We start from the raw sequence: 25,172 nt of genomic DNA on the forward strand, positions 1-25,172 counted from the left end.
CCGGTCGAGCAGGCGTCCCCCGGCATCGGTCCGCGTGGCAGCGCGGGCTACCGCTGCGCCTGTTCCGCGGCGACGGCGGAGACGTCACGGGTGGGGAGCCCCTGCTCGACCTCCTCCAGGGTGCGGCCCCGGCTCTCCGGCACGAACCTCCGGATGAAGAGCAGGGCCAGGACGCCGACCACGGCGAACCCGAAGAAGGTGCCGGTGATGCCGGTCGCCGCGACGATCGTGGGGAAGGTCAGCCCGAGGAACGCGTTCGCGGTCCAGAGGCAGAACACGGCGATGCCCATGCCGAGCGCGCGGATCTGCGTGGGGAAGATCTCCGACAGGATCACCCACGTCGCGATGTTGAGGAACGTCTGCATCGAGCCGACGAACGCGACGACGAGGACCAGGATCACCCAGGGTCGAGCGGGGTTGCCCTCGACCAGGGTCATCGACGCGATGCCGATCAGGAAGTGGCACACCGTCGTCAGCGAGTACCCGATGACGAGCGTCGTGCGGCGGTCGATGCGCTCCATGTTGGCGAGGGCGACCACCCCGCCGACCACCGCGATGACCCCGGGAGCGATGTTCGCGATGAGGGCCGCCGACTCCTGGAAGCCGGACTCGACCAGGACGGTCTGCCCGTAGTACATGATCGAGTTGATGCCGGTGAGCTGCTGCGCGACACCGATGCCGGACCCGACGAGCACGATCCGCACCAGCCACCCGCTGCCGAGCAGCGTGCGCCACCCGCCGCCGTGCCGGGCCTCCGCCTCGCGCTCGTTCGCGCGCTCGATCTCCTCGAGTTCGGCGGTGGCGCGCTCCTCGGAGCGGACCTGCACGAGCACCGCGCGGGCCTCGCCGTACCGGCCCCTCGACGCGAGCCACCGCGGCGACTCCGGCACGCGCAGCATGCCGACGAAGAGCGCCACCGCAGGCAGGGCGCAGACGGCGAGCATGACGCGCCAGACGCCGTCGCCCTCGCCCCAGAGGGTGCCGATGACGGCGTTCACCACGAAGGCGGCGAGCTGGCCGATCACGATCATGAGCTCGTTGCGGCCCGACAGCGATCCACGGATCTCGTACGGTGCGAGCTCGGCGAGGAAGACGGGCACGACGGTCGACGCCCCACCGACCGCGAGCCCGAGCAGGACCCGGCCGACGACCATGACCCCGAACGTCGGGGCGAGGACGCAGGTCAGCGTGCCGACGAAGAAGGCCACGGCGAGCAGGACGATCGTCCTCCGACGTCCCCAGCCGTCCGCGATCCGACCGCCGAGCACCGCACCGACCGCAGCGCCGAAGAGCAGCGAGCTCGTGACGACGCCCACGGTCAGGTCCGTCAGGCCGAGCTCCTGCTGCATCGGGAGCAGCGCCCCGTTGATCACACCGGTGTCGTAGCCGAAGAGGAGGCCGCCGAGGGTCGCGACGAGGGCCAGGACACCGAGACGGCGGCGGTGGGGGCCCTCCCCCACCGGGGGGAGAGCGACCTTCGGTGCTGTCGGCGCGGTGTCGACCATTGCGTGGCTCCTTCGTCGGGGGACCCCGCGACGGTGCGCGCGGCGATCGTGTCCCGTTCCGTGTCCCGTCGACCCGACCGCTCACCCGTGCGGCCGGCCGATCCTCCGACCGGTCGGCGGAGGCCGGTGCTGCTCAGTCGGAGTCGGCCGGACCGTCGCCGAGCACGTCGCCGAGCGAGGCCATGCCGGCCCCGTGGTCGGTGTAGCGGCGGACGGTCCGTCGGGCCGCTGCACTCGCGGCCCCGCCGAGCGCCGGGTTGCGCCGAGCCGCGTCCGCCACCCGACCCGCGTGCCCGGCGGTGGACAGCAGGACGTTCGCCAGTGCGCGTGCGGCGCCGGACTCCGGGACCCCGGTGACCGTCCAGGCGCTCCGGAGCTGCTCGTCCGGTGTGACCCCGCGACGGGTGCCCATCCGGTGCCAGTCGGAGAGGGCGCCCTCGGTGCGCTCAGCGGCCCGCTCGACCTCTCCTGCACGCCGGCGCTGGACCGCGCGGACGGCGTCGGCCGAAGCATCGTCCGTCCCGTGCTCGCGCCCCTCGACGGCGGCGGCGCGCTGCCGGGCGGCCGTGTCGTCGCCGCCCGCCTCGGCGATGCGAGCGGCGTGGGCGGCGGCTGCGGCGGCGAGGATGTCGTGGCGGTCCATGCCTCGACGGTAGCCGCTCGCGCCGACAGCTACGTCCCTCGACACATCCGCTCGCCGCCGCTCCCTGCCGCGCCGGGTCCGCCGGTAGCATCTCGACCCGAGGGGGAATCATGAACCGAACCGTTGCGACCGGTGCCACCGCTCTGGTCGTCGCCGTCGCGCTGTCCGGTTGCTCGCTGCTCGGCGGGTCCGACGGAGCGCTCCCGGCGCCCTCGGTCCCGCCGACGGCGAGCCGGACGTCCACCCCGTCGCCGACGGCGACCGAGGACCCGGACGCCGCCCGGCTCGAGGCCTCGGCGACCCCGCGCGCGCCCAGCCCGGTCGCGTCCGAGGCTGCCGTCCCCGACCCCGTGCTCACCCCGATCCCGGCCGGGACGGTGCTGGCCGAGGGCGACGTCGCCTCACCGAAGGGCAGCATCCACTTCCACTACCGCGTCGTGGCGGACGGCGACGACACCTTCACCGCGCAGTTCAGCGGCGTGACCTCGTCGCTGCCCGTCCCGATCGGGGCCGGGTTCTTCGAACGCGAGCGGACGGTGGGCGACGGCCTGACCTACCCCGGCGTGGGCGACACCGTGCTCGGCGGTCCGACCCCCGCGCCGGTCGCGAAGGACGTGCCGCTCGACGGCTCGGGTGTCGACCCGTCGGGGCTCGTGACGCTCGTGGTGTCCTCGGCGGCCGACCCCGGCCAGGCCGACCTGCCGATCGAGATCGCGGCCGGCAAGGTGCTCGCGGTCGCGCCGGTGCGTTGGTCGGTGCCCGAGCGGCAGACGAACGTGCACCCGGTCGACGGCGGAGCACGGTCGAACGCCTCCGGTCCGGTCACGGCGACGACGGCGTCCGGTGCGCCGCGCTCCTACACGGTCGCGCCGGACGACCTGATCGGCGACGTCGCGGCACGCTTCGGCATCAGCGTGAAGGCGCTCGTCTGGTTGAACGCCGACGTGCAGGTGTTCGGCGACGACCAGTACCTGTACGAGGGGACGACCCTCAACCTCGACCCGCTCGCGCGCTGACGCCGGCTGGTCGCACGCCCGCCGAGTCTCGCGCAGGCGGACGTGTTCGCGGCTCGCGAGCCGCGAAGGTGTCCGCGGGGCCGAGTCTCGGGGCCGAGGCCGCCCCGCGGCAAGCGCGACCACGCACCGGACGGGAGGCGCGGTGCCAGCTGGCACCGCGCCTCCCGTCCGTCGTCAGGTGCGTGGGCTACTCGCCGCGCAGCTCCAGGTACTTGGCGATGAGCGCCTTCGTCGAGGAGTCCTGCGACGCGAGCGCGTCCTGGTCGCCGTCGACCGCCGGGGCGATCTGCAGCGCGAGCTGCTTGCCGAGCTCGACACCCCACTGGTCGAACGAGTCGATGCCCCAGATGGTGCCCTCGGTGAACACGATGTGCTCGTAGAGGGCGATGAGCTGACCGAGCACGCTCGGGGTGAGCTCCGGCGCGAGGATCGACGTCGACGGCTTGTTGCCCGTGAAGGTGCGGGCCGCGACGATGCCCTCGTCGGTGGTGCCCTCGGCGCGGACCTCGTCGGCGGTCTTGCCGAACGCGAGCGCCTTGGTCTGCGCGAAGAAGTTCGCCAGGAACAGCGCGTGGACGTCCTGGCCCGGCTGCACGGCCTTGCCGTCGCCCGACTCGTCCTTGAGCGGACGCGCCGGCTTCGCGACGGTGATGAAGTCCGCCGGGATCAGGCGGGTGCCCTGGTGGATGAGCTGGTAGAACGCGTGCTGGCCGTTGGTGCCCGGCTCGCCCCAGAAGACCTCGCCGGTGTCCGTCGTGACGGGCGAGCCGTCCCAGCGGACGCGCTTGCCGTTCGACTCCATCGTGAGCTGCTGCAGGTACGCGGCGAAGCGGTGCAGGTACTGCGTGTACGGCAGGACCGCGTGGCTCTGCGCACCGAGGAAGTTCGTGTACCAGACGTTGAGCAGGCCCATGAGGACGGGGACGTTCTGCTCGAGCGGCGTGGTGCGGACGTGCTCGTCGACGGCGTGGAACCCGGCGAGGAACTGCTCCCAGTTCTCCTTGCCGATCGCGATGACCACCGAGGTGCCGATGGCCGAGTCGACCGAGTAGCGGCCGCCCACCCAGTCCCAGAAGCCGAAGGCGTTCTCGGGATCGATGCCGAACGCGGCGACCTTGTCGAGCGCGGTCGAGACGGCGACGAAGTGCTTGGCGACGGCGTTCGACTTCTCGTCGTCCGACGCGTCGGTCAGGCCGAGGCGCTCCCACAGCCACTGGCGGGCGAGACGGGCGTTGGTCAGGGTCTCGAGCGTGCCGAAGGTCTTCGACGCGACGATGAAGAGCGTGGTCTCCGGGTCGAGGTCGACGGTCTTCTCGTAGATGTCGGCGGGGTCGATGTTCGAGACGAAGCGGGCCTCGAGGCCCTCCTGCACGTACGGCTTGAGCGCCTCGTAGACCATGACCGGGCCGAGGTCGGAGCCACCGATGCCGATGTTGACGACGGTCTCGATGCGCTTGCCGGTGACACCGGTCCACGAGCCGTCGCGCACCTGCTCGGCGAAGGCGTAGACCTTGTCGAGCGTGGCGTGCACGTCGGCGTCGACGTCCTGGCCGTCGACCACGAGCGCCGGCTCAGTGCCCCGCGGACGGCGGAGCGCCGTGTGCAGGACGGCGCGGTCCTCGGTCACGTTGATGTGCTCGCCGGCGAGCATCGCCTCGAAGCGCTCGGCGACGCCGGTGTCCTTCGCGACCTGGAGCAGGGCGGCGAGGATCTCGTCGTCGACGAGGCCCTTCGACAGGTCGACGGTCAGGTCGGCGGCCTGGAACGTGTAGCGATCGGCGCGACCGGGGTCGCTGTCGAACCAACCGCGCAGGTCGGGGGTGAATCCGTCGGCGATGCCGGCGAGCTTCTTCCAGCCGTCGGTCGATGTGGGGTCGACGGGAGCGGATTCGGTCACTTCGGTCCTCCTGGGTACCTTCTGGACGTACTGGACCGCGGGTCACCGCAGCGCTGCGTCGCGGACCACGTCCGAGCGTAGTGCGCTCCGGCAGGTGGCGTGCACAGTCGCACGGGAGGCACCGCGCACGTCCGCCCCGCCGGTCACGTCGTCGGGACCGTCGGCGCTCCGGCGGTGGCCCGGAAGCGACGCAGGCGCAGGCTGTTCGTCACCACGAAGACGGACGAGAACGCCATCGCCGCACCCGCGAGCACCGGGTTCAGCAGGCCCGCCATCGCGAGCGGGATCGCCGCGACGTTGTAGGCGAAGGCCCAGAACAGGTTGCCGCGGATCGTGCGGAGCGTCGCCCGGGACAGCCGGACCGCGTCCGCCACGACGGTGAGCCGACCGCTCACGACGGTGATGTCGCTCGCGGCGATCGCCGCGTCGGTGCCGGCCCCCATCGCGATGCCGAGGTCCGCCGCCGCGAGCGCCGCCGCGTCGTTGACCCCGTCGCCGACCATCGCGACCGTCCGCCCCTCGGCCTGCAGTCGCCGGACGGTCTCGAGCTTCGAGGCCGGGGTCGCCCGGGCGTGCACCTCGTCGATGCCGACGCGGGCCGCGACGGCGCGCGCGGCGCCCTCGTTGTCCCCGGTGAGCAGCACCGGGCGCAGGCCGAGCGCGACGAACCGCCGGACGGCCTCCGGCGCCTCGGGCTTCACCGTGTCGCCGATGACGACGGCGCCGAGCACCGAGCCGCCCCGGCCGACGAGGACCGCGGTCCCGCCGTCCGACTCGGCAGCGGCGACCTGCACGGCCAGCGCCTCGTCCACCGGCAGGGCCCACGCCTCCGCCAGCCACCGGGCGGTGCCGACGACCACCACCTCGCCGTCGACCACGGCCTGCACGCCCGCGCCCGGCGTCGCGGCGAACTGCTCCGCGACCGGGACGTCGAGTGCGCGGTCCCGCGCGGCCCGGACGACCGCACGCGCCACCGGGTGCTCGGAACCGTCCTCGACCGCCGCCGCCACCGCGAGCAGCGGTCCGTCGGCGTCTGGTGCGCCGTCGACCGGCAGGACCGCCGTCAGGCGCATCTCCCCGGTCGTCACGGTGCCGGTCTTGTCGAGCACGATCGTGTCCACGGCGCGGGTGCGTTCGAGCGCCTGGGGGCCGCCGATCAGGATGCCGAGCTGCGAGCCACGACCCGTGCCGACGAGCAGCGCGGTGGGCGTCGCGAGCCCGAGGGCGCACGGGCAGGCGATGACGAGCGTCGCGACCGCGGCGGTGACGGCAGCGGTCAGGGACCCGCCGGCGACGAGCCACCCGACGAACGCGACCACGGCGAGGCCGATCACGACGGGTACGAACACGGCGGAGACCCGGTCGGCGAGTCGCTGCACCGCGGCCTTACCGGTCTGGGCGTCCTCGACGAGGCGTCCCATCCGGGCGAGCTCGGTGTCGGCACCGACGGCGGTGACCTCGACCACGAGCCGACCACCGACGTCGATGGTCGCGCCGGTCACGCGGTCGCCGGGTCGCACCTCGACCGGGACCGACTCGCCGGTGAGCATGCTGAGGTCGACGGCCGACGAGCCCTCGCGCACGATGCCGTCGCTCGGGATCCGCTCCCCCGGTCGGACGACGACGACGTCACCGACGACGAGCGACGCGGCGGGCACACGGGTCTCGACGGGACCGGACGGCCCGTCGCGGAGCACCGACGCGTCCTTCGCGCCGAGCTCGAGCAGCGCGCGCAGCGCCGCCCCGGACCGCTGCTTCGCCCGGGCCTCCATGTACCGGCCGGCCAGGATGAAGACCGTCACGGCCGCGGCCACCTCGAGGTAGAGGTCGCTCGCCTCGGGGTCCGTGGCGAACCACGAGAAGGTCATGTGCATGCCGGGGGCACCGGCGTCGCCGAGGAACAGTGCGTACAGCGACCAGCCGAACGCGGCGACGACGCCGAGGCTGACCAGGGTGTCCATGGTCGCGGCGCCGTGTCGGGCGTTCACCCACGCGGCACGGTGGAACGGCAGCGCTCCCCAGACGGCGACCGGTGCCGCCAGTGCCAGGGCAGCCCACTGCCAGTTCGGGAACTGCAGGACCGGCACCATCGAGAGCAGGACCACGGGCAGCGCCAGCACGGCGGAGACGACGAGCCGCTGCCGCAGGGGCGCGGTCGCGGCGTCGGGGCCGGTGGCGTCGTCGACGTCGTCGGCAGAGCCCGGAGTCGGCTGCCGCACGTGGACGGTCGCCCCGTACCCGGCGGCCTCGACCGCCGCGACGAGCGCTGCGGTGTCGACCGTGTCCGGGTCGGTCACCGACACCTGCGCCTGCTCGGTCGCGTAGTTCACGGTCGCGGAGACGCCCGGCAGCTTGCCGAGCTTCCGCTCGACGCGGTTCGCGCACGAGGCGCAGGTCATCCCCGTGATGTCGAGCTCGACGACGCCCTCGCTCACCGGGACACGACCTCGTACCCCGCCTCCGCGATCGCGCCGCGGAGGGCCTGGTCGTCGATCCGGTGGTCGGACGTGACGGTGACGGACGACGACCCGCCGGGCACGAGGTCCACGGCGACGTCGGTCACGCCGGCGAGCTCGGAGACCTCCTCGGTCACGCTCGCCACGCAGTGCTCGCAGGTCATCCCGGTCACGGCGACGGTCTCGGTGGTCATGGGTCCTCCTCGGTGTGTGGTGCGGTGGGGTCAGGAACGGACGAGTCGGGCGATGGCGTCGCTCGCCTCGCGGACCTTCGCGTCGGCAGCGTCGCCGCCCTCGGCCACGGCCTCGGCGACGCAGTGGCGCAGGTGGTCCTCGAGCAACGACAGGGCGACCCGTTCGAGCGCCCGGTTCGCCGCGGAGATCTGGGTCAGCACGTCGATGCAGTACGTCTCGTCCTCGATCATGCGCGCGATCCCGCGGACCTGCCCCTCCGCGCGGCGCAGCCGCTTGAGCAGGTCGTCCTTGTCCTCGATGTACCCGACGTGTGCGTGCGGTGCTGCTGGCATCCTGACCTCCATCCCCCCCAACAGGGTACCCCCCTGGGGTATTTCGTGCTCGTCGATCCCTCGGGAGGCGCAGAGTTGTCTGAGAATTCGTCATTGAGGGGCGGGATCGCTCGTGACTGCAGGCAAGGGTCGGCGTGCGCCGACGGATCCCCGCCGTGGCGCGGATCGAACCGGTACCCACCGGACGGGAGGCTCGTGTCGCGGCCGCCACGGGCCTCCCGTCCGGCAGCGCCCACCCGGGACGCGGAAGCGCGCATCCCGGACAGTGCTGGCATGATGCGCGGGTGAGCACCTCGTCGACGAACGGTTACCGCCGCCTGCGGTTCACCGAGAGCGACGGCACCGACTACGGCCGGATCTTCTCGGCCGAGTACAACGGCCGCGACCTCGGTACCGAGACCTACGTCGCCGAGGGCACCCGGTACGAGTACACGATCGTCGGCGACGACGACGTCACGCTCCGCACCATGCGCGCCGAGGGTGGACGGCGCGGTGGCGTGATCGGCCCGCGCAACGACCACGTCGTGTTCTGGCTCACCCGCGGACGCCTCGAGATGCACTTCGCGGACCGGACGCGGGTGATCGAACCGGGGAGCCCCTACATCGCCTCGGCGTCCGAGGCGTACCGGTTCGAGTCCGCCGACACCGTCTACAACGGCCTGCACGTGTCGGACCCGTTCCTCCGGTCGGTCGGCGCGGAGCTCGGCTACCGCCTGCCGGACGGCCCCCTGCTGTTCGACCAGCAGGACGAGGCGATCGCCCGGCGCGAGCCGCTCCGCCGCCTGGTGCAGGACCTCGCGCCGGCGCTGCTCGACGACCGCGTGGTCGGTCCGATGCGCACGGCCCTGAACCGGCGGCTCGCGGTGGTCGTCCTCGACACCTTCCCGATCCGCAACCGGGGCCAGGACGTCCCGGTCGCGAACCGGCTGCGCGACGCGATCCGCCACATCGAGGCACACGCACAGGACCGACCGTCCGTCCCCGAGATCGCGGCCGCGTGCGGACTGAGCCAGCGCGGCCTGCAGGACGTCTTCGCGCGGACGCTCGGCACCACACCGAACCGGTTCATGCGCGACCACCGGCTCGACTGCGTCCGTCGTGAACTGCTGCGCGCCGCCGGCGACGAGGGCGTGACACCGGTCGCCCGACGGTGGGGCTTCACCAACCCCGGCCGTTTCGCCGCGGCCTACCGGGAGCGCTTCGGCGAGGACCCCGCGGCGACCCTGCGTGGCTCACGGGCCGCGCGACCCGACTCCGGCCGGACGTCCTGGCGGGTCCGACGTGCCGTCGCGCACATCGTCGAGCACGCCGACGGCGACCTGACCGTCGACGAGATCGCGGACGCTGCGGGGGTGCGTCCCCGCCGGTTGCAGCAGCTCTTCCGACAGGAGTGCGGACTGTCGCCCATGGCGTACGTGCGCTCCGTGCGGGACGCTGCGTCGCGCAACACCGGGGCCGGTATCGGCGGCACCGGCTGACCCTCCGCCGTCGGGGTACACGGAGAACCGGCGTTCTGGCGCTTCCCCTGGAAGAGCGCTGAATCACACCGGACCCGTGTGACGAATCTCGGTGTCAGCCCGTCTCATCCGTGAACAGCAACCGCTGGGAACGAGTCCCGGCGGGTCCTCGAAGGGAGACACCAATGGCTGACACCACCACCACCTCGACCACTCCGGCGACCGCTTCGGCGGCGTCGCGCTCGGCCGGCCAGAACGGTTCGGGTACTGCGGGCAAGACCACGATCGACGACACCGTCGTGTCGAAGGTCGCCGGCATCGCCGCTCGTGAGGTCAACGGCGTGCACTCGCTGGGCGGCGGCGCTGCCCGTGCGATCGGCGCGATCCGTGACGCGATCGGGCAGCGTGACCACGGTCAGGGCGTCAAGGTCGAGGTCGGCGAGAAGCAGGTCGCCGCGGACGTCGTGATCGTCGCGGAGTACCCGGTGTCGCTGCAGCAGGTCGCTGACGGTGTCCGTTCGTCGGTCGCCCGTGCGCTGGAGCAGATCGTCGGCATGGAGGTCGCCGAGGTGAACGTGACCGTCCAGGACGTCTTCATCCCGGGTGATGACGACGACAACGACGACAAGAAGGAGTCCCGCGTTGAGTAACACACTCGTCGGCGCGCTGATCGGCGCCATCCTCGCCGTCGTGGCACTGCAGTTCGGGTTCTGGGGCTTCGTCCTGGTGATCGTGTTCGGTCTGGTCGGTGCCCTCGTGGCCGCGATCACGACCGGGAAGATCGACCGCGGCGCCTTGACCGACGTGCTGACCGGACGCCGGAGCTCCCGGTGAGCGCTGGCCCGGGGAGCCTCCCGGCGAGCGCGGTCCCGGGCCGGGTCGAGATCACCGCCCGGGCGCTGACGGCGCTGGCCCGGGCCGTCGCAGCGGAGCGTCTGGGCGCTCCCGCGAAGCGGCTCCGGGTCGGGTTGGACGACCACGACGGCGCGCTCGCGCTGGAGGTCACCGGCCCGATCGCCGCCGGCGGGGACGTCGTCTCCGCGGCGTCGTCGGCTGCTGACACGATCCGCTCCCGCGTCGGGGAACTCTCCGGCCGGCGGGTGGGTCGGACCCACATCGAACTGACCGGGATCGTGCGTGCGCACGAGGGCCGGGTCCGGTAGGAGACAGAGCACATGAGCACCGAACAGCTCGAGAAGCGGCTGCGTCGTCGCAGCATCCACCGGTCCCGGTCCACCGCGGTCGCGATCACCCTGGTCGTCGTCGCACTGGTCGCGGCGTGGATCGGCACCGAAGCGGTCCTGAAGGCCATCGGGCAGCAGCCGCTGCTGGCGGACCCGCAGACCGTGGTCGACACCGCCCTCACGCCCGACGCCGCGTTCACCACCATCATCGAGGTCATCGCCGCCGCCCTGGTGATCCTCGGCATCGTCCTGGTCGTGCTGGCCCTCAAGCCCGGCCGGCAGCCCCGGTCCGGGATCGACCGTGACCGCGGTGCGGTCGTGATCGACACCCGCATCCTGGCCTCCACCGCCGCGAACGCCGCCGCCCACGCAGCAGGCGTCCCGGAAGCCAACACGACCGCGTCCGCGCGTGGGCACCGCACCCAGGTGCACGTGGTGCCCCTGTCCGGCATCCCCGTCGACGCCAGCGCCGTCGAGCACGCCGTCGGGGACCGGCTCGGTCGCCTCGGCGGCAAGCACGGCTCGTCGGTGCAGGTCACCGTGGAACAGAAGGGAACCCTGGCATGACCACCACCAACCGCGGCGTCAACCGGGTCCTGCTGCTCCTGATCGGCCTGGTCAGCATCATCGTCGGTGTCACCATCGGCGCCGGGGTCCTGCAACCCGTCCGCGACGCCCTCCAGCCGTACCTGACCCTGCCGCAGCAGGTCACCGTGCCCGACCAGGCGCTGTGGATCATCGCCGCGGTCTGCGCGGTGGTCATCGTCCTCGCCGTGATCGTGGTGTTCACTCGCGGTGGCGGCGGCACCAGCGTCGCGGTCCGGGAACGCTCCGGCGAGGACCAGGTCACCGTGAACGTCGCCCTCGTGCGGGACGTCATCGACCACGAACTCACCGGTGTCCACGACATCGTCGCCGCGAAGGTCGACACGTACCTGGTCAAGAAGACCCGCGCCGCACGCATCCGGGTCCACGTCCGCCGCGGCGGCGACGCGGTCACCGTCCTCGACGCCGTCGACCACGCCCTGACCACCCTCGACCAGACCCTCGGCCGACAGATCCCGGTCCTGGTCCACCTCACCGGCGGCACCCGCACCGCACTGGCACGCACCACCCGCGTCCAGTGACGCCACCCGGCGGACGACGCCGGACATGAACGCACCACCAGCACCACCGCAACCCGGTCGGACGAGGCAGACCGAGCCTCCCGACCGTCACCACCGGGCACCAGCCCACGAGCGAGAAGGGAACCCACCATGGGACTCGACGACAAGATCAAGAACGCCGCACAGGACCTGACCGGCAAGGCCAAGGAGGCCTTCGGCAACGCGACGAACAACGACGAGAAGGTCGCAGAGGGCAAGAAGGACCAGGCCGCTGCGAGCGCCAAGCAGACCGGCGAGGACGTCAAGGACGTCTTCAAGTAACAGCGGACCACGGCCGTCGCTCCCCGAGGGGAGCGACGGCCGTCCTGTTCACAGAGGAGGAAGCCATGCAGCACGATCCGAACGCCCGGACGCAGATCACCGAGGTCGACCTGCCGCCCGAGCTGACCACCCCGCTCCCCGAGGATGCCGGGCCCCTGGTGGTCGCCGCCCGCACCGCGGCGGAGACGGCGCTCGGCGTGCCGGGCGTCCACCACCTGGGCGGGCTCGTCGCCCGCGCCGCCGACCGCGTCCGCTCGCAGCTCGGCCGCACCGCCGGAGCGCCCGGGGTGCAGGTCGACGACAACGACGGCACGCTCGACGTGACCGTGTCCGTCGTCATCAGCTACCCGCAGCCGGTCCGCGAGGTCGCCGAGGAGGTCCGCCGCCAGGTGGCCGCCGCGGTGTCGCAGCTCGGCGCCGGACAGCCCACCACGGTCGACGTCCGCGTGCTCGACGTGCACGGACCCTTCGACGACGAGCCGACCCCCGTCGACCGGGCCCGGGAGGCCGTGGGCGATGCGGTGGACCGCACGAAGGAGGCCGTCTCGGGTGCCGCGGAGGACGTCCGCGGCGGTGCCGCCGAGGTCGCCGAGCGTGCACGGGACGCCGCGCAGGACGCGGCGGGTGCCGCGCGCGAGGCCGCCGGTCGCGCACGCGACGCCGCCGGCGACGCCGTCGACCGGGCACGGGAGACCGCGGGGGACCTGCGCGAGCGGGCGTCCGACGCCGTGGACACCGCGCGGGCGAAGGCGGCCGACGCCGTCGACACGGCGCGCGAGACCGCATCCGACGCGGCGGAGCGTGCCGCGGAGAAGTCCTCCGACGCCGGCGACGCGGCGAAGCAGGCCGTCAGCGCGGCGAAGGACGCCGCGGCGGACGCCTCGCAGGAGGTCCGCGACCGTGCCTCCGGTGCTGCCTCGGCAGCGACCGACGCCGCGGCCGACGCGGGCGCAGCGGCCTCGGACGCCGCCGACTCCGCAGCGACCGCGACGCAGGACGCGGTGACCGCGACGCAGGACGCAGCGGACGGTGCACGTCGCGAGGGCAGCACCGACGCCGACGAGCCGTCGGTGGAGAGCGCACCCGCCGCGGACGAGCAGGTCGCCGACGCGCTGGACGAGGCGGCCGACCGCATCGAGCACGCCGCGGACGTCGTCCGCGACGAGGCCGACGCCCGCCACGACCAGGCCGCCGCCCACCGCAGCGGCAGCGGCGACGGCGAGGCACAGCGATGACCGCGTGGGCGGGACGCCGGGGCACCACCGCCCGGCGTCCTCGCCCGCGCGGCGTCTGGACCACGTCGGGCATCGGCATCGTGCTGGTGCTCGCCGTGGCCCTCGGCGGGTACCTGCCGCTCGTCGGGTTCCTCGGCGGCGTGACCGCCACCACGGCGGGGCTCGTGCCGTTCCCGTTCGTCCGGATCGCCCTCGTCACCGTGCTCGGCCTGGTGGTGGTCCTCGCCCTGCTGCTCTGGGCGCTGACGCGACGGCACACGGTCACGTCGGTGTTCGCCGTCGTCCTCGCGGTCCTGGTCAGCCTCGCGGTCACGGCCTACCCCGTGGTGACGATCGCCATCGCCTCGGCGGACCGCGCGGGCGACGTGTGGCCGATCATCACCGAGCTCTGGCAGCGCTTCACCGGCTGACGGTCCGCCCGCCCGACCGACGACCGGTCAGTGTCCGGCGGCGGCCGCCAAGCGGGCCAGGCCCTCGTCGATCGTGATCGTCGGGGACCAGCCGAGGTCGTGGCGCGTCCGTCGCTGGTCGAACCAGTGGGCGGTGGACAGCTGCTCGGCGAGGAACCGCGTCATCGGCGGCTCGTCCGCCCCCGGACGCACCCGCCACACCGCCTCGACCACGGACCCGGCTGCACGGGCGACGGCGGCGGGCACGTGCAGCCGCGGTGCAGGGACGCCGGATGCGGTGCAGATGCCCGCCAGGAGCTCCCCCACCGGCCGCGGCTCTCCGTTCGTCACGACGTAGGCGTTGCCGTGCACGGCGTCGTCCGCCGCGTGCTCGAGCGCAGCGACCATCGCCGAGGCCGCGTTGTCGACGTAGAGCGTGTCGATGAGCGCGGCGCCCGAGTCGAGGAGCGGCAGCCGGCCGGCACGTGCCCGGTCCACGATGCGTCCGACCAGCTGCGTGTCGCCCGGTCCCCACACCAGGTGCGGGCGGACGGCCACGACCGCGAAGCCCGGCTCGTCAGCCGCCAGCGCGAGGAGCTCCGCGGCGCCCTTCGTCCGCGCGTAGTGCCCGCGGGCGGCCATCGGCTCGGCAGGGTCGGCAGCGGCGCCGGCCAGCGACGACCCGGTGTGCGCCACGGACGGCGACGACACGAAGACGAAGCGCCCCACCCCGGCGGCCCGCGCGGCGTCGAGCAGCGCGCTCGTCCCGGCGATGTTGACCCGCGCGAAGTCGGCCGGGTCCCCGGCGAGCGAGACCTTCGCCGCCAGGTGCACCACGGCGTCGACGCCCTCGACCGCGCGCGCGACCGCAGCGGTGTCCGTCATCGTGCCGAGCGAGTCCTCCACACCGTCGACCCGGGACGGCCGACGCTGGAACGTGCGGACGTCGTGCCCGGCGTCCCGGACGGCAGCGGCGGTCGCCCGGCCGAGGAAGCCGCTGGCACCGGTGACCAGGACCCTCACGGGCGGGTCATCCGGCCGCCGCCGAGCACCGTCGTCGCCCATCGCGACAGCCGGGCGCGGTCGACCTTCGAGTTGTGCCGGACGTCCGTCGGCAGCACCGGGACGACGAGCACCGCGGCGAGCGGGACCCCGGCGGCGGTGCGGACGGCGGCGGCGAGCTCGGCCGACGCGAGGCCGGGACGCCGGGCTGCGGGGACGGTCTCGACCACGGCGACGACCTGCTGGGTGCCGGACGGTCCGGTGCCCGCGATGCCGGCACGGCCGACGCCGTCGACGCGCTCGACGCGCTGCTCGGGTCCGACGGGTGTCACGACCCCGTGCGGGGTCGTCACGACGTGCTGGAGCCGGCCCTCGATCCACAGGCGCCCGTCGGCGTCGAGGTGCCCCACGTCGCCGGTGCGGTGCCCGCGCGGGTCGTCGACCCCGAGCCGCGAGACGCGGTCCGTGCGCCAGAGTCGGTCGTAGTGGTCGCGGACGTGCGGGGCCGCGACGACCACCTCGCCCGTGACGCCGGCCTGCTCCGTGAGGTCTCCGGTCGGTGCGCCGTCGGCGTCGAGCGGCGCGATCCGCACGCGCACACCGACCGCCGGTCGACCGACGCAGATGCCGTCGTCGGGAGCGGAACCCGCCGACCGGATGCCGTCCAGGTCGACGTCCGTCATGAGCAGGCCCTCGGTCATGCCGTAGGGCGTGTGCGCCGCTGCGTTCGGCATGAGGTCGGTGGCCGCCCGGAGGAGCGCCGCGGGCACCGGTGCCCCCGCGGACAGGACCAGGCGCACCCGACCGAGGGCGTCGCGGTGGCCGGCCGCCAGCGCCGGTGCCGTCGCGACGACGTTCGCCAGCGCTGCGGGTGAGAGGAACACCACGGTCGCGTCCACGGCGGCCACCGCGTCGGCCACCGCCGTCGCGGTCAGCGTGCGGGGCCGGGTGACGTCCATGTCCGGGGCGACCGACCGGGCGCCGAGGGCGGGACCGAGCAGGGCGAACGGCGCGAAGCCCGCGACCAGCCCCGTGCCGACGCCGACGCCGTACTGCGCCGCGAGGACGTCCCGCACCGCGGTGAGCTGCCCGTGCGTGTAGACGACGCCCTTGGCCGGACCGGTCGAGCCCGAGGTGAACAGGACGGCCGCGGGTGCGTCCGGCGACGGTGCAGCGGGCAGGTCTGCTCCGGCTGCGAGTCGTCGGGCGCCACGTCGGGCGACCTCGGTCAGGGTGTGCTCCACGCCGAGGACCGCTCGCGCGGGGGCCGGGAGCGCGACCGTCGCGATGCGTCGACCCGGCCACCCGAGTGCGCGCGCGGCTCCGAGACCGGGCAGCGCCCCGATCACCCAGTCCGGCCGGGCGCCGCGGACGGCACGGGTGAGCCCGCGCAGACCGAGGCCGGCGTCCGCGACGACGACCACGGCACCGATCCGGACGCAGGCGTACAGGACGGCCGTCAGGTCGGCCCCGGGCGTGACGAGCAACGAGACGCGGTCGCCGGGACGCACGCCGAGGTCGGCGAGACCGACGGCGACCTCGCGGACACGGCGGGCGAGCAGCCGCCACGAGACCGTCCGCGGGCCGCCGGGAGCGGCCATCTCGACGAGCGCCGGGCTCGCGTCGTCCGCGAGGTCGTCGAGGGCTGCCCAGAGCGGTCGGTCGGTCGCGGGGCCCTCGGTGGTCGCATCGGTCGCGTCGCTCGCGTCGGCCGTCCGGGCGTCGGCCGTCCGGGCGTCGGCCGTCCGGGCGTCGGCCGTCCGGGCGTCGGCCGTCCGGGCGTCGGCCTGGAGGCTCGGCTCGCCGCCGCCGGGCGCGTGCCCGTCCGGCAGGCGGTCGCCGAGCCAGTCGAGCACCGTGCCCGCGACGTCGGCGTCGTCCGGCAGCAGGTGCCCGGCACCCTCGAAGCGGTGCACGTCGGCGTGCGGCAACCGGTCGACCAGGTCGTCGAGGTACCGCTCGAGGAACACCGGGTCACGCGGTCCCCACATGACGAGCGCCGGGACCTCGAGCGCCGCGACACCGGCCGCGATCCGGTCGAGCTCGGTCGCGCTGGGGTGCACGGCGTCGACGGGGATGTCCGCCACGAACCCGCCGATGCCCCCGCGGCGGGTTGCTCCGCGGTACGGCGCCCGGTAGGCGTCGGCGGTCGGCCGGTCGAGCGTCGGGTGCGCGATGGCGAGCGTCGTCTCGAGGAACGCGGGCGTCAGGACGGTGCCGCGACCGAGCACGCCGGGACGCAGGGCCAGCCGCAGCGGTGCGGGGATCGGGGCGTCGTCGGGCTGGTGCACGGCGGTGTTGCACGTCGCAACGCCCACGACGAGGTCGGGGTGGTCGACCGCCCAGCCGAGCGAGACGACGCCGCCCCAGTCGTGCCCGAGCGTGACGACGGGTCCGGCGAGTCCGAGCTCGTCGGTCAGGGCACCGAGGTCGCGCACGCGGTCGGCCAGACGGTGCTGGTCGGCGATGCGCTCCGAGAAGCCCATGTCGAGCTGGTCGACGGCGATCACGCGCCAGGCCGGGCCACCGGCCCGGGCGACGCTGAGCGTGCGGGCCGCGACGGACCGCCAGAGGTAGGACCAGGTGGGGTTGCCGTGCACGCAGAGCAGGGTGCCGACCGGGGTGACGCCGAGCGCCTCGAGCTGACCGGCCGTGTCGAGGAGGTGCCAGGTGCGCGCGGGGTGGTGCGTGCCTCCCGGCCGGCCGTCCGGCGACTCGGGGACGGTGACCAGACGAGACCAGGCCGGGTCGAGTCCGGGCAGGGGCGGCGGGAGCGTCGCCGGGGCCGTGCTGGCGGCGACGCGCGGGAGGCCGGACCTCACCAGCGCAGTTCCATCATCGCCGTGTTGATGCCGGAGCCGACGCCGCCCAGGAAGACGCGGTCGCCGCGGGTGATGCCGCCGCGGTCGACCTCGTCGGCCAGGGTGATCGGGATCGACGCCGGGCCGACGTTGCCGTAGCGCTGGTAGGTGGTCGGGACCTTCGTGCGCGGGATGCCGATCGCCTCGACGAAGGCGTTCGTGTGCACGTCGGAGACCTGGTGGAGCACGTAGCGGTCCATGTCCTGCCAGTCGAAGTGCGAACGCGCCTCGGTCCAGGCGGCGACGACGAGCTCCATGCCGCCCTTCAGCAGCATCTTCGCGTCGGTGAACATGCCGTCCACGCTGCCGACGCACAGGTCGTACCACTGCGTCGCCGCGCGGGTGACGCCGCCGATGATGCGGTGCCCCTCGGGGTGGACGTCGGACGGGCCGAGCACGGCGGCCGCGGCGCCGGACCCGAGGGTCAGGCTCGCGAACTCGCTCATGAAGTCCTTGCGGTTCCGACCACCCTGGTTCAGGCGGTCGATCGTGTTGAGCTGCACCTGGTCGGCGTCCTCGCCGTCCACGATGAGCGCGTACTTGATCTGCCCGGAGTCGATCATGCCCGCGGCGACGCTCATCGCGTTGACGAAGCCGAGGCACGCGTTCGCGATGTCGAAGTTGATGGCCGACGTCGGCAGCCCGAGCCCGTGGTGCAGGCGCACGGCGACGCTCGGCTCGAGGTGCGGACGGGTCACCGAGGTGTTGATCAGCAGCCCGACGTCCTCCGGGCGGATGCCGGCCTCGACCATCGCGCGACGGCCGGCGTCGATCGCGGCGTCCTGGAAGGTCTGCCCCTCACCCCAGTTGCGGCGCTCGGTGACACCGGCGACACGCTCGAGCAGACCGGTCGGGAGACGGAGCCGACGCAGCGCCCCGCGGAGCTTCGCCTCGATGTCCGCGGAGGTCGTCACACGGTCCGCGACGGTCGTCGCCACCGACAGCAGCGACACGTTCTGGTGCTTCGCCGTGGCGTTGCCGGGGCGCTCCGGTTCGCTGCTCGTCGACTGGTCGACCGGTCGTTCCGTCATGATCGTCACCGACACATACTTCCGCATCCGACCTGGATGTGCGATCCGGGTGCGCTGGGCGGCACCGGTCAGGCGTCCTTCGGCAGCTTGCGGACCTTCGACCGGCGACGCCGACGGTCCGGGATCATCGACCGCATCTCCTCGAGCTTGCCGAAGCAGAGCAGGCGGTCGCTGGCCTGCAGCTCGACGCCGCTGCGGGGGTTCGGGATCACCGAGGCGCCGCGGTGCAGGGTCAGGACCGTGATGTCCCGGTCCCAGAGCCCGGACTCCTTGATGGTCTTGCCGACCAGGTCCGCGTTCGTGTGCACGAGGAGCTCGGCCACGCCGTAGCCGGTCGAGACGCTGAGGCGCTGACGGACGTCGATCTCCGGGAACGCGACCTGGTTGCCGATGAAGTCGATGATCGCGCCGGCGACGTCGAGGCCCGTCGCACGCTCGATGCCCTCGAGCCCCGGGGAGGAGTTGACCTCCATGACGAGCGGTCCGTCGTTGCCCTCGAGCATGTCGACACCCGCGACGCGGAGCCCCATGATCTGCGCCGAGCGCACCGCCGCCTCCTCGTACTCGGGGCTCAGGGTGACCTTCTCGACGGTGCCGCCGCGGTGCACGTTCGAGCGGAACTCGTCGCCGGAGGCACTGCGACGCATCGCAGCGACGACCCGGTCCCCCACGACCAGCGCACGGATGTCCCGGCCCCGGCTCTCGGAGATGAACGCCTGGATGAGCACGTTCTGCTTCGTGGAGTGCAGCGTCTCGACGATCGACTCGGCGACCTTCGCCTCGGGAGCAAGGATCACGCCGATGCCCTGCGTGCCCTCGAGCAGCTTGATGACGACCGGCGCCCCACCGACGCTGTCGATCGCCCCGCGGACGTCGGCACGGCTGTTCACGAACGTGGTCGCGGGCATGCCGATGTGGTGGCGGGACAGGATCTGGTTCGCCCGGAGCTTGTCGCGCGAGTTCGTGATGCCCGTCGCCGTGTTCGGCGTGTAGACGTCCATCTGCTCGAACTGCCGCACCACCGCGGTGCCGTAGTAGGTGATCGAGTTGCCGATCCGCGGGAGCACGGCGTCGTAGTCGCTGAGCAGCTTGCCCCGGTAGAGCAGGTCGGGCTCGTCCCCGGACAGGTCGATGGCGAACCGCAGGGTGTTGAGCACCTTGACCTCGTGGCCGCGATCGACCGCGGCGGCACGCAGACGCTGCGTCGAGTACGCGTGCGGGGCGCGCGACAGGATGGCGAGTTTCATCGGGGTTGCTCCACGGGGTCGAGACGTCGACGGCGACGCTCAATCAAAGCATGCGACAGGATGGGCACATGGCCCGGAACCCGACGATCGCAGGATGGCGTGAGTGGGCTGCTCTGCCCGGGCTGGACCTGCCCTGGATCAAGGTGAAGCTCGACACCGGGGCGCGGAGCTCGGCACTGCACGCGTTCGACCTCGAGGAGCTCCCCGGCGACCGCGTCCGCTTCTCGGTGCACCCGTGGCAGGACACCGACGCCGACGCCGTCACGCACGAGTGCGACGTGCACGACCGACGGATCGTCCGGAGCTCGACGGGGCACACGCAGGAGCGCATCGTCGTGCTGACGCCGATCACGCTCGCGGGTCGCACGATCGACGCCGAGGTCACGCTGAGCAATCGCGACCAGATGGGCTTCCGCATGCTCGTCGGCCGCGAGGCGCTGCGCCAGGGCTTCCTGGTCGACCCCGCGCGGTCGTTCATGGCCGGCCGGGCCCCGAAGGAGATCCGGCGGCGCAACCGCGGTCGCGCCTGAGGCGTGGGGCCGCGCGTTCCGCACCACGGCGGACGGGAGGCGCGGGGCGGGTCGGATCCGCGCCTCCCGTCCGCCGCTCGGGTCGCGCTCCGCAGCCCGGATGACGCTCCGTGACGACGCCCGTTCCCCCGCCGAGGTGACGTGCCTACGCTCCACGCACCGGCCCAGTCGCCGGCGTCCCGGACCCGAGGAGACCGACGTGACCGACCAGACCATCGCCCGCCAGGTGGACGACTTCAACCAGGGCTTCACCACCCAGATCGGCCCGGAGCTGTCCGCGGTCTTCGACGGCGAGCAGGCCGACCTGCGCGCCTCGGGGGTGCCCGACGGGGTCGTCGGTGTCGGCGAGACCGCCCCGGACGCGCGACTCGTCACCCCGACCGGCGACGAGACGTCGTTCGCCGCCGTCCGCGGCTCCACGCCGACCGTCGTCGTCTTCTACCGCGGCGCCTGGTGCCCCTACTGCAACATCACGCTGCGCACCTACCAGCAGGAGCTCCTGCCGGCGCTGCGGGAGCGGGACGTCCAGCTCGTCGCGGTCTCGCCGCAGACGCCGGAGGCCGCCGAGCAGTCGATCGCGAACGGGGAGCTGGAGTTCCCGGTGCTGACCGACCCGGAGAACGTGCTCGCCGGACGCTTCGGCATCGTCACGGAGCCGAGCGACGCCGCGCGGGCGGCGCACACGCAGCTCGGGTTCGACGTCGCCGACAGCAACGCCGACGACACCGCGGCGATCCCGTTCCCGTCGGTCTTCGTGATCGACGCGGACGGCGTGGTCCGCTCCGCTGACGTGCACGTCGACTACACGACGCGCACCGAGGTCGCGGACGTGCTGACCGCGGTCGACGCCCTGGTGGTCCCCGCGCCCTGACCGGCCGCTCGGCGCGGAGCCGACCGGGGCGGACGGGAGGCGCGGGCCGGGTGGCGGACGTCCGTCACCCGGACCGCGCCTCCCGACCGCACCGCGGCGCGGCCGTCAGGGCAGGAGTGCGGACGCGACCGCGCGTGCGGTGGCGGAGTCCGCAGCGGGGTCGCGCAGGCGCATCGCCAGCGCACCCGAGACGACGAGCAGCAGCTGCTCGGCGAGCGCCGGGGCACGGTCGCGGACGAGCGGACGAGCCGTCTCCGTCAGCCGCCGTCGCAGGGTGTCGGTCTCGCGGTCGAGGACGGCGCGCAGGTCCTCCGGGGCATCGACGTACTCGGCAGCGGTGCCGAGGAAGGCGCACCAGCGGGAGCCCGTCGGGGTGGACCGGTACTCGTCGAGCGCGTCGAACACGGCGAGCAGGCGGCCGCGGTCGTCGGTCGCCCGCTCGAGGGCACGGTCCCACGTCGCGACCCAGTCGTCGTGTCGTCGGTCGAGCGCCGCGGCGACCAGGGCCTCCTTGCTCGGGTACCCGCGGTAGAGCGTCGCCGACGACACCCCCGCGCGTTCGAGCACCGCGTCGACGGGGGTCGCCGCGATCCCGCGGGTGAAGAACAGTTCCTCGGCGGCGTCGAGCACCCGTTGCTCGGTCCCTGGACGCATCGCCATGCAGCCAGCCTAGGGTCGCAGAAGTGAAACGATCGTTTTCGTTACCGACCTCCGTCCTGCTCGCGAGCGGGCTGGGGCTCGTCGCTGCGACCTACGGCCTGGTGCGCCTGGCGTTCGGGCTCTTCCTGCCGGACGTCCAGCGTGACCTCGGCTTCGGCGCGGACGTCGGCGGTGCGGTGTCCTCGGGCGCCTCGGTCCTGTACTGCACCGGTGCCGTCGTGGGGTTCCTGCTCGCCGACCGCGCCGCCCGGTGGCTCGTCGTGGTCGCGGCGCTCACCGCGGGCCTCGGCGCGATCACGACGGCGGCGAGCGCGACGACCCTCGTCTTCGGGGTGGCCGCCGTGGTGGCGTCGACCGGGGCCGGGCTGGCGTCGCCGGCGATGGTGCAGCTGGTCGCCGGCCGGCTCGACGGCGCCGCTCGCGACCGGGCCCAGGCGGTGGTGAACTCCGGGACGGGCCCGGGGCTCGTCGCGGCCGGGGTCCTCGCGCTCGTGCTGCTGCCGGACTGGCGCACCGCCTGGGCCGCCGCCGGCGTGGTCACGCTGCTGGTCGGTGCGGTGGTGTTCCTCGCGGCCGGAAGAAGAGCACCGGACGCGCGCTCCACCCCGGCAGCGGCCCAGCGCTCCGCGCTCCAGCGCCCCGCGGTTCGGCGCCCCGCGCTCCGCGCGGCGCTCCCGGGCCGGTCGTGGTTCGGCGCACAGGTCGTGCCGGTCGTGGTCGCGCTCCTCTTCGGTGCGGGCTCGGCGGTGGTCTGGACCTACGGCCGCTCGGCGCTCGTCGGAGCCGGCGTGCCGAGCGGACTGACGGTCGTCGCCTGGATCGCGCTCGGCGTCGGCGGGGCCTCGGTCGCGGTGACGGCGCGGTGGACGAGCAGGCTGCCCGCTGCCCGCCTGTGGCTGTTGACGACGACGCTCGCCGCCGTCGCGGTGCTCACGCTCGGCCTGCTGCCCCACGTCGTCGGGGCCGCACTGGTGGCGTGCGCGCTGTTCGGGTGGGGCTACACCGCGGCGACGGGCGCGCTCATCGCCTGGACGACCGAGATCGACCAGGGTCACGCGGCCGCGGGCACCGCGCTGCTCTTCGTGGTGCTCGTCGCCGGCCAGGCACTCGGGGCAGCGGCGGCCGGCGTGCTGGTCGGGCCCGCGGGCACGGCGACGACCTTCACCGCGGCAGCCGCCGTCGTGGCGGTCGCTGCCACCACACCGCTCGTCGTCGCCCGGCGGGACCTGCGGCCGGCGGCGCCCACCCGGTAGCGTTGCCCGCATGGGGTGGACGAGGGAGGGGTGGGCCCGGTTGCCCGTCGGACCGCGGGAGCACCGGCAGGACGCACTGCTCGCGCTCGTGCTCGGCGTCGGGTTGGCCGTCACGACCACGCTGTACGGCGCCGCGGGCGTCTACGAGGACGACCAGGCGCCGTGGTGGGTGTCGGCGCTCATGGTGGTCGCGAACGCCGCGCCGATCGCGTTCCGCCGCCGCTGGCCGATGACCGTCGCCGTCGTGTCCGCGCTGGCGTTCGCCGCGACACAGCTGCTCCACGTCCCCGAGATCATCCTCGTCAACTTCACCCTCTTCATCGCGCTGTACACGGTCGGGGCGTGGTGCTCGGACCGGATCCGCGCCGAGGTGGTCCGCTGGGTGATCATCGGCGGGATGTTCGCGTGGGTGTTCCTCGCGCTCTCGTTCGGGTGGGCGGTGCCGAACGCGCTGCCGAACGACGACGACGCCCTGATCCCGCCGTACATCGCGTACTCGCTCGTGAACATCCTCATCAACGTGCTGTACTTCGGCGGCGCCTGGTACGCCGGCAACCGCGCGTGGGCAGCCGCGGTGGCCAAGCACGACCTCGCCGAACGCACCGCGGAGCTCGCCGCCGAACGGGAGCGCACGGCTGCCCAGGCGATCACCCTCGAGCGCGTGCGGATCGCCCGCGAGCTGCACGACGTCGTGGCCCACCACGTGTCGCTGATGGGTGTCCAGGCCGGAGCCGCCCGACGCGTGGTCGGCCGCGACCCGGAGCAGGCGACCGCCTCGCTCACGGTGGTCGAGGACAGCGCACGCACCGCGGTCGAGGAACTCCGCCGGATGCTGGGGACCCTGCGCGAGGACGACCCCGGCGCGAGCGCGACCGACACCGCGCCGAGCACGGCCGGGCTCGGTCGGATGCCGGAGCTGGTCGACGCCGTCCGCTCCTCGGGCCGGGACGCCGGGCTCGTCGTGGTCGGTGACGAGCGCTCGGTACCGCCGACCGTCGGGGCCGTGGCGTTCCGCATCGCGCAGGAGGCCGTGACGAACGTCGTCAAGCACGCCGGCCCCACCGCCCGCGCGGACCTGCGCCTGCGGTACCTCGACGACGGCATCGAGGTCGAGGTCGCCGACGACGGACACGGCGCCGGCGCGGTCCGCGACCCGGGCGGCAGCGGGCTGGGCCACGTCGGCATGCGGGAGCGCGTCGCCGCCGTGGGCGGTCGCATCGAGATCGGGCCCCGCGCCCGGGGAGGGTACCTGGTACGGGCATGGCTGCCGACGACCTGACGATCGTGCTCGCGGACGACCAGGACCTGGTGCGTGCCGGCTTCCGCGTCATCCTGGAGTCCGAGCCGGGCTTCCGCGTGGTCGGCGAGGCCCCGGACGGCGGCGCCGCGGTCGACGCGGTCGTCGCGCTGCGACCCGACGTCGTGTGCCTCGACGTCCAGATGCCCGGCATCGACGGGCTCGAGGCGGCACGACGCATCGGCGCGCTCCCGGACCCGCCGGCGGTGCTCGTGCTCACCACGTTCGACGACGACGACGCCCTGTTCCAGGCGCTCGAGGCGGGGGCGAGCGGGTTCCTGCTGAAGAACGCCTCCCCCGAACGGCTGATCGACGCCGTCCGCACGGTCGCCGCCGGGGACGCCCTGCTCGCCCCCGACGTCACGCGCCGGGTGATCAGCCGCGCGACCGCCGGGCACGGCCCCACCTGCCCCGCGCACGCCGGCCACACGGCGTCCCCGGTCGACGACGGTGCGGCCGCGATCGCCGCAGCGGGGCTCACCGAACGCGAGGCCGAGGTCCTGCGACTGCTCGCGCGCGGCTGCAGCAACGCCGAGATCGCCCGCGCGCTCTTCGTCGGCGAGGCGACCGTGAAGACGCACGTGTCGAACGTCCTGCAGAAGACCGGCGTGCGCGACCGCATCCAGGCGGTCGTGTGGGCCTTCGAGCACGGCGTCTCCTCCGCGGCCTGACGGACCCCGCTCC

26 protein-coding genes are annotated in these 25,172 nt (G+C 73.7%); 15 read left to right on the plus strand and 11 right to left on the minus strand.

What is annotated here, in order from left to right; all coding sequences use genetic code 11:
* Positions 1–47: 47 nt before the first annotated feature.
* On the minus strand, positions 48–1,505 hold the full coding sequence (locus JOD95_RS14825) for a sugar porter family MFS transporter (protein WP_209685790.1): 1,458 nt from the start codon (positions 1,503–1,505) through the stop codon (positions 48–50).
* A gap of 133 nt (positions 1,506–1,638) precedes the next feature.
* Positions 1,639–2,148, minus strand: coding sequence for a hypothetical protein (locus JOD95_RS14830; protein WP_066656042.1), 510 nt, complete (start codon positions 2,146–2,148; stop codon positions 1,639–1,641).
* 110 nt (positions 2,149–2,258) lie between these two features.
* On the opposite strand from JOD95_RS14830, the gene JOD95_RS14835 reads away from it, so the two are divergent.
* A complete protein-coding gene (locus JOD95_RS14835) occupies positions 2,259–3,164 on the plus strand; it encodes a LysM peptidoglycan-binding domain-containing protein (protein ID WP_209685792.1) in 906 nt (301 codons plus the stop codon).
* 187 nt (positions 3,165–3,351) lie between these two features.
* Here the strand turns inward: JOD95_RS14835 and pgi are convergent, their stop codons facing one another.
* The 4 genes from pgi to JOD95_RS14855 form a co-directional block, all read right to left on the minus strand.
* Positions 3,352–5,061, minus strand: a complete 1,710-nt coding sequence (gene pgi / locus JOD95_RS14840) for a glucose-6-phosphate isomerase (protein WP_209685794.1) — start codon at positions 5,059–5,061, stop codon at positions 3,352–3,354.
* Between the two features lie 143 nt (positions 5,062–5,204).
* Positions 5,205–7,496, minus strand: coding sequence for a cation-translocating P-type ATPase (locus JOD95_RS14845; RefSeq protein ID WP_209685796.1), 2,292 nt, complete (start codon positions 7,494–7,496; stop codon positions 5,205–5,207).
* A complete protein-coding gene (locus JOD95_RS14850) occupies positions 7,493–7,711 on the minus strand; it encodes a heavy-metal-associated domain-containing protein (protein ID WP_209685798.1) in 219 nt (72 codons plus the stop codon). Before JOD95_RS14850 ends, JOD95_RS14845 begins: the two co-directional genes overlap by 4 nt.
* Positions 7,712–7,741: 30 nt before the next feature.
* A complete protein-coding gene (locus JOD95_RS14855) occupies positions 7,742–8,044 on the minus strand; it encodes a metal-sensitive transcriptional regulator (protein ID WP_209685800.1) in 303 nt (100 codons plus the stop codon).
* Positions 8,045–8,328: 284 nt separating this feature from the next.
* Between JOD95_RS14855 and JOD95_RS17015 the strand changes: the two genes are divergently transcribed.
* The 9 genes from JOD95_RS17015 to JOD95_RS14900 all read left to right on the plus strand — a co-directional run bounded on the left by JOD95_RS17015 (position 8,329) and on the right by JOD95_RS14900 (position 13,757).
* Positions 8,329–9,522, plus strand: a complete 1,194-nt coding sequence (locus tag JOD95_RS17015) for an AraC family transcriptional regulator (RefSeq protein WP_209685802.1) — start codon at positions 8,329–8,331, stop codon at positions 9,520–9,522.
* 164 nt (positions 9,523–9,686) lie between these two features.
* Positions 9,687–10,151: an Asp23/Gls24 family envelope stress response protein gene (locus JOD95_RS14865; RefSeq protein ID WP_209685804.1), complete on the plus strand. Its 465-nt coding sequence runs from the start codon at positions 9,687–9,689 to the stop codon at positions 10,149–10,151.
* Positions 10,144–10,335 (plus strand): DUF2273 domain-containing protein, encoded by a 192-nt coding sequence (locus tag JOD95_RS14870; RefSeq protein ID WP_066656066.1) that lies wholly within the window; start codon positions 10,144–10,146, stop codon positions 10,333–10,335. Before JOD95_RS14865 ends, JOD95_RS14870 begins: the two co-directional genes overlap by 8 nt.
* Positions 10,332–10,664: a hypothetical protein gene (locus JOD95_RS14875; protein ID WP_209685806.1), complete on the plus strand. Its 333-nt coding sequence runs from the start codon at positions 10,332–10,334 to the stop codon at positions 10,662–10,664. The genes JOD95_RS14870 and JOD95_RS14875 overlap by 4 nt, the downstream gene beginning before the upstream one ends.
* A gap of 12 nt (positions 10,665–10,676) precedes the next feature.
* A complete protein-coding gene (locus JOD95_RS14880) occupies positions 10,677–11,252 on the plus strand; it encodes a DUF6286 domain-containing protein (protein WP_066653411.1) in 576 nt (191 codons plus the stop codon).
* Entirely contained in the window at positions 11,249–11,812 is a 564-nt protein-coding gene (locus tag JOD95_RS14885) for a hypothetical protein (protein WP_209685808.1), read from the plus strand. The genes JOD95_RS14880 and JOD95_RS14885 overlap by 4 nt, the downstream gene beginning before the upstream one ends.
* A 129-nt stretch (positions 11,813–11,941) precedes the next feature.
* Complete coding sequence (locus tag JOD95_RS14890; protein WP_066656081.1) at positions 11,942–12,112, plus strand: CsbD family protein; 171 nt, start codon at positions 11,942–11,944, stop codon at positions 12,110–12,112.
* Between the two features lie 65 nt (positions 12,113–12,177).
* Positions 12,178–13,347, plus strand: a complete 1,170-nt coding sequence (locus JOD95_RS14895) for an Asp23/Gls24 family envelope stress response protein (protein WP_209685810.1) — start codon at positions 12,178–12,180, stop codon at positions 13,345–13,347.
* Entirely contained in the window at positions 13,344–13,757 is a 414-nt protein-coding gene (locus JOD95_RS14900; RefSeq protein ID WP_209685812.1) for an MFS transporter permease, read from the plus strand. Before JOD95_RS14895 ends, JOD95_RS14900 begins: the two co-directional genes overlap by 4 nt.
* Positions 13,758–13,784: 27 nt before the next feature.
* On the opposite strand, the gene JOD95_RS14905 is transcribed toward JOD95_RS14900, so the two are convergent.
* The 4 genes from JOD95_RS14905 to rimK form a co-directional block, all read right to left on the minus strand.
* Entirely contained in the window at positions 13,785–14,759 is a 975-nt protein-coding gene (locus JOD95_RS14905; RefSeq protein ID WP_066658648.1) for an NAD(P)-dependent oxidoreductase, read from the minus strand.
* Positions 14,756–17,560: an alpha/beta fold hydrolase gene (locus JOD95_RS14910; RefSeq protein WP_209685814.1), complete on the minus strand. Its 2,805-nt coding sequence runs from the start codon at positions 17,558–17,560 to the stop codon at positions 14,756–14,758. Before JOD95_RS14910 ends, JOD95_RS14905 begins: the two co-directional genes overlap by 4 nt.
* Positions 17,557–18,630, minus strand: coding sequence for a 3-oxoacyl-ACP synthase III (locus tag JOD95_RS14915; protein WP_209685962.1), 1,074 nt, complete (start codon positions 18,628–18,630; stop codon positions 17,557–17,559). The genes JOD95_RS14910 and JOD95_RS14915 overlap by 4 nt, the downstream gene beginning before the upstream one ends.
* 68 nt (positions 18,631–18,698) lie before the next feature.
* A complete protein-coding gene (rimK, locus tag JOD95_RS14920; protein WP_058727301.1) occupies positions 18,699–19,877 on the minus strand; it encodes a 30S ribosomal protein S6--L-glutamate ligase in 1,179 nt (392 codons plus the stop codon).
* A gap of 68 nt (positions 19,878–19,945) precedes the next feature.
* Between rimK and JOD95_RS14925 the strand changes: the two genes are divergently transcribed.
* Entirely contained in the window at positions 19,946–20,407 is a 462-nt protein-coding gene (locus tag JOD95_RS14925; protein ID WP_066656091.1) for a RimK/LysX family protein, read from the plus strand.
* Positions 20,408–20,606: 199 nt separating this feature from the next.
* Positions 20,607–21,278: a peroxiredoxin-like family protein gene (locus tag JOD95_RS14930; protein ID WP_209685816.1), complete on the plus strand. Its 672-nt coding sequence runs from the start codon at positions 20,607–20,609 to the stop codon at positions 21,276–21,278.
* A 105-nt stretch (positions 21,279–21,383) separates the two neighbouring features.
* Here JOD95_RS14930 and JOD95_RS14935 read toward each other — a convergent pair whose 3' ends face one another.
* The gene (locus tag JOD95_RS14935) at positions 21,384–21,938 is read right to left on the minus strand and encodes a TetR/AcrR family transcriptional regulator (protein ID WP_209685818.1); all 555 of its coding nucleotides are present in this window, start codon (positions 21,936–21,938) and stop codon (positions 21,384–21,386) included.
* Positions 21,939–21,961: 23 nt separating this feature from the next.
* On the opposite strand from JOD95_RS14935, the gene JOD95_RS14940 reads away from it, so the two are divergent.
* The 3 genes from JOD95_RS14940 to JOD95_RS14950 are packed head-to-tail and all read left to right on the plus strand — an operon-like array spanning position 21,962 to position 25,159.
* Positions 21,962–23,191, plus strand: coding sequence for an MFS transporter (locus JOD95_RS14940; protein ID WP_209685820.1), 1,230 nt, complete (start codon positions 21,962–21,964; stop codon positions 23,189–23,191).
* A 10-nt stretch (positions 23,192–23,201) separates the two neighbouring features.
* Entirely contained in the window at positions 23,202–24,470 is a 1,269-nt protein-coding gene (locus JOD95_RS14945) for a sensor histidine kinase (protein WP_209685822.1), read from the plus strand.
* Positions 24,452–25,159 (plus strand): response regulator transcription factor, encoded by a 708-nt coding sequence (locus JOD95_RS14950; RefSeq protein WP_209685824.1) that lies wholly within the window; start codon positions 24,452–24,454, stop codon positions 25,157–25,159. Before JOD95_RS14945 ends, JOD95_RS14950 begins: the two co-directional genes overlap by 19 nt.
* Positions 25,160–25,172 lie beyond the last annotated feature (13 nt).

The sequence above is a fragment of the Curtobacterium sp. 1310 genome, assembly GCF_017834105.1.
Lineage (GTDB): Bacteria > Actinomycetota > Actinomycetes > Actinomycetales > Microbacteriaceae > Curtobacterium.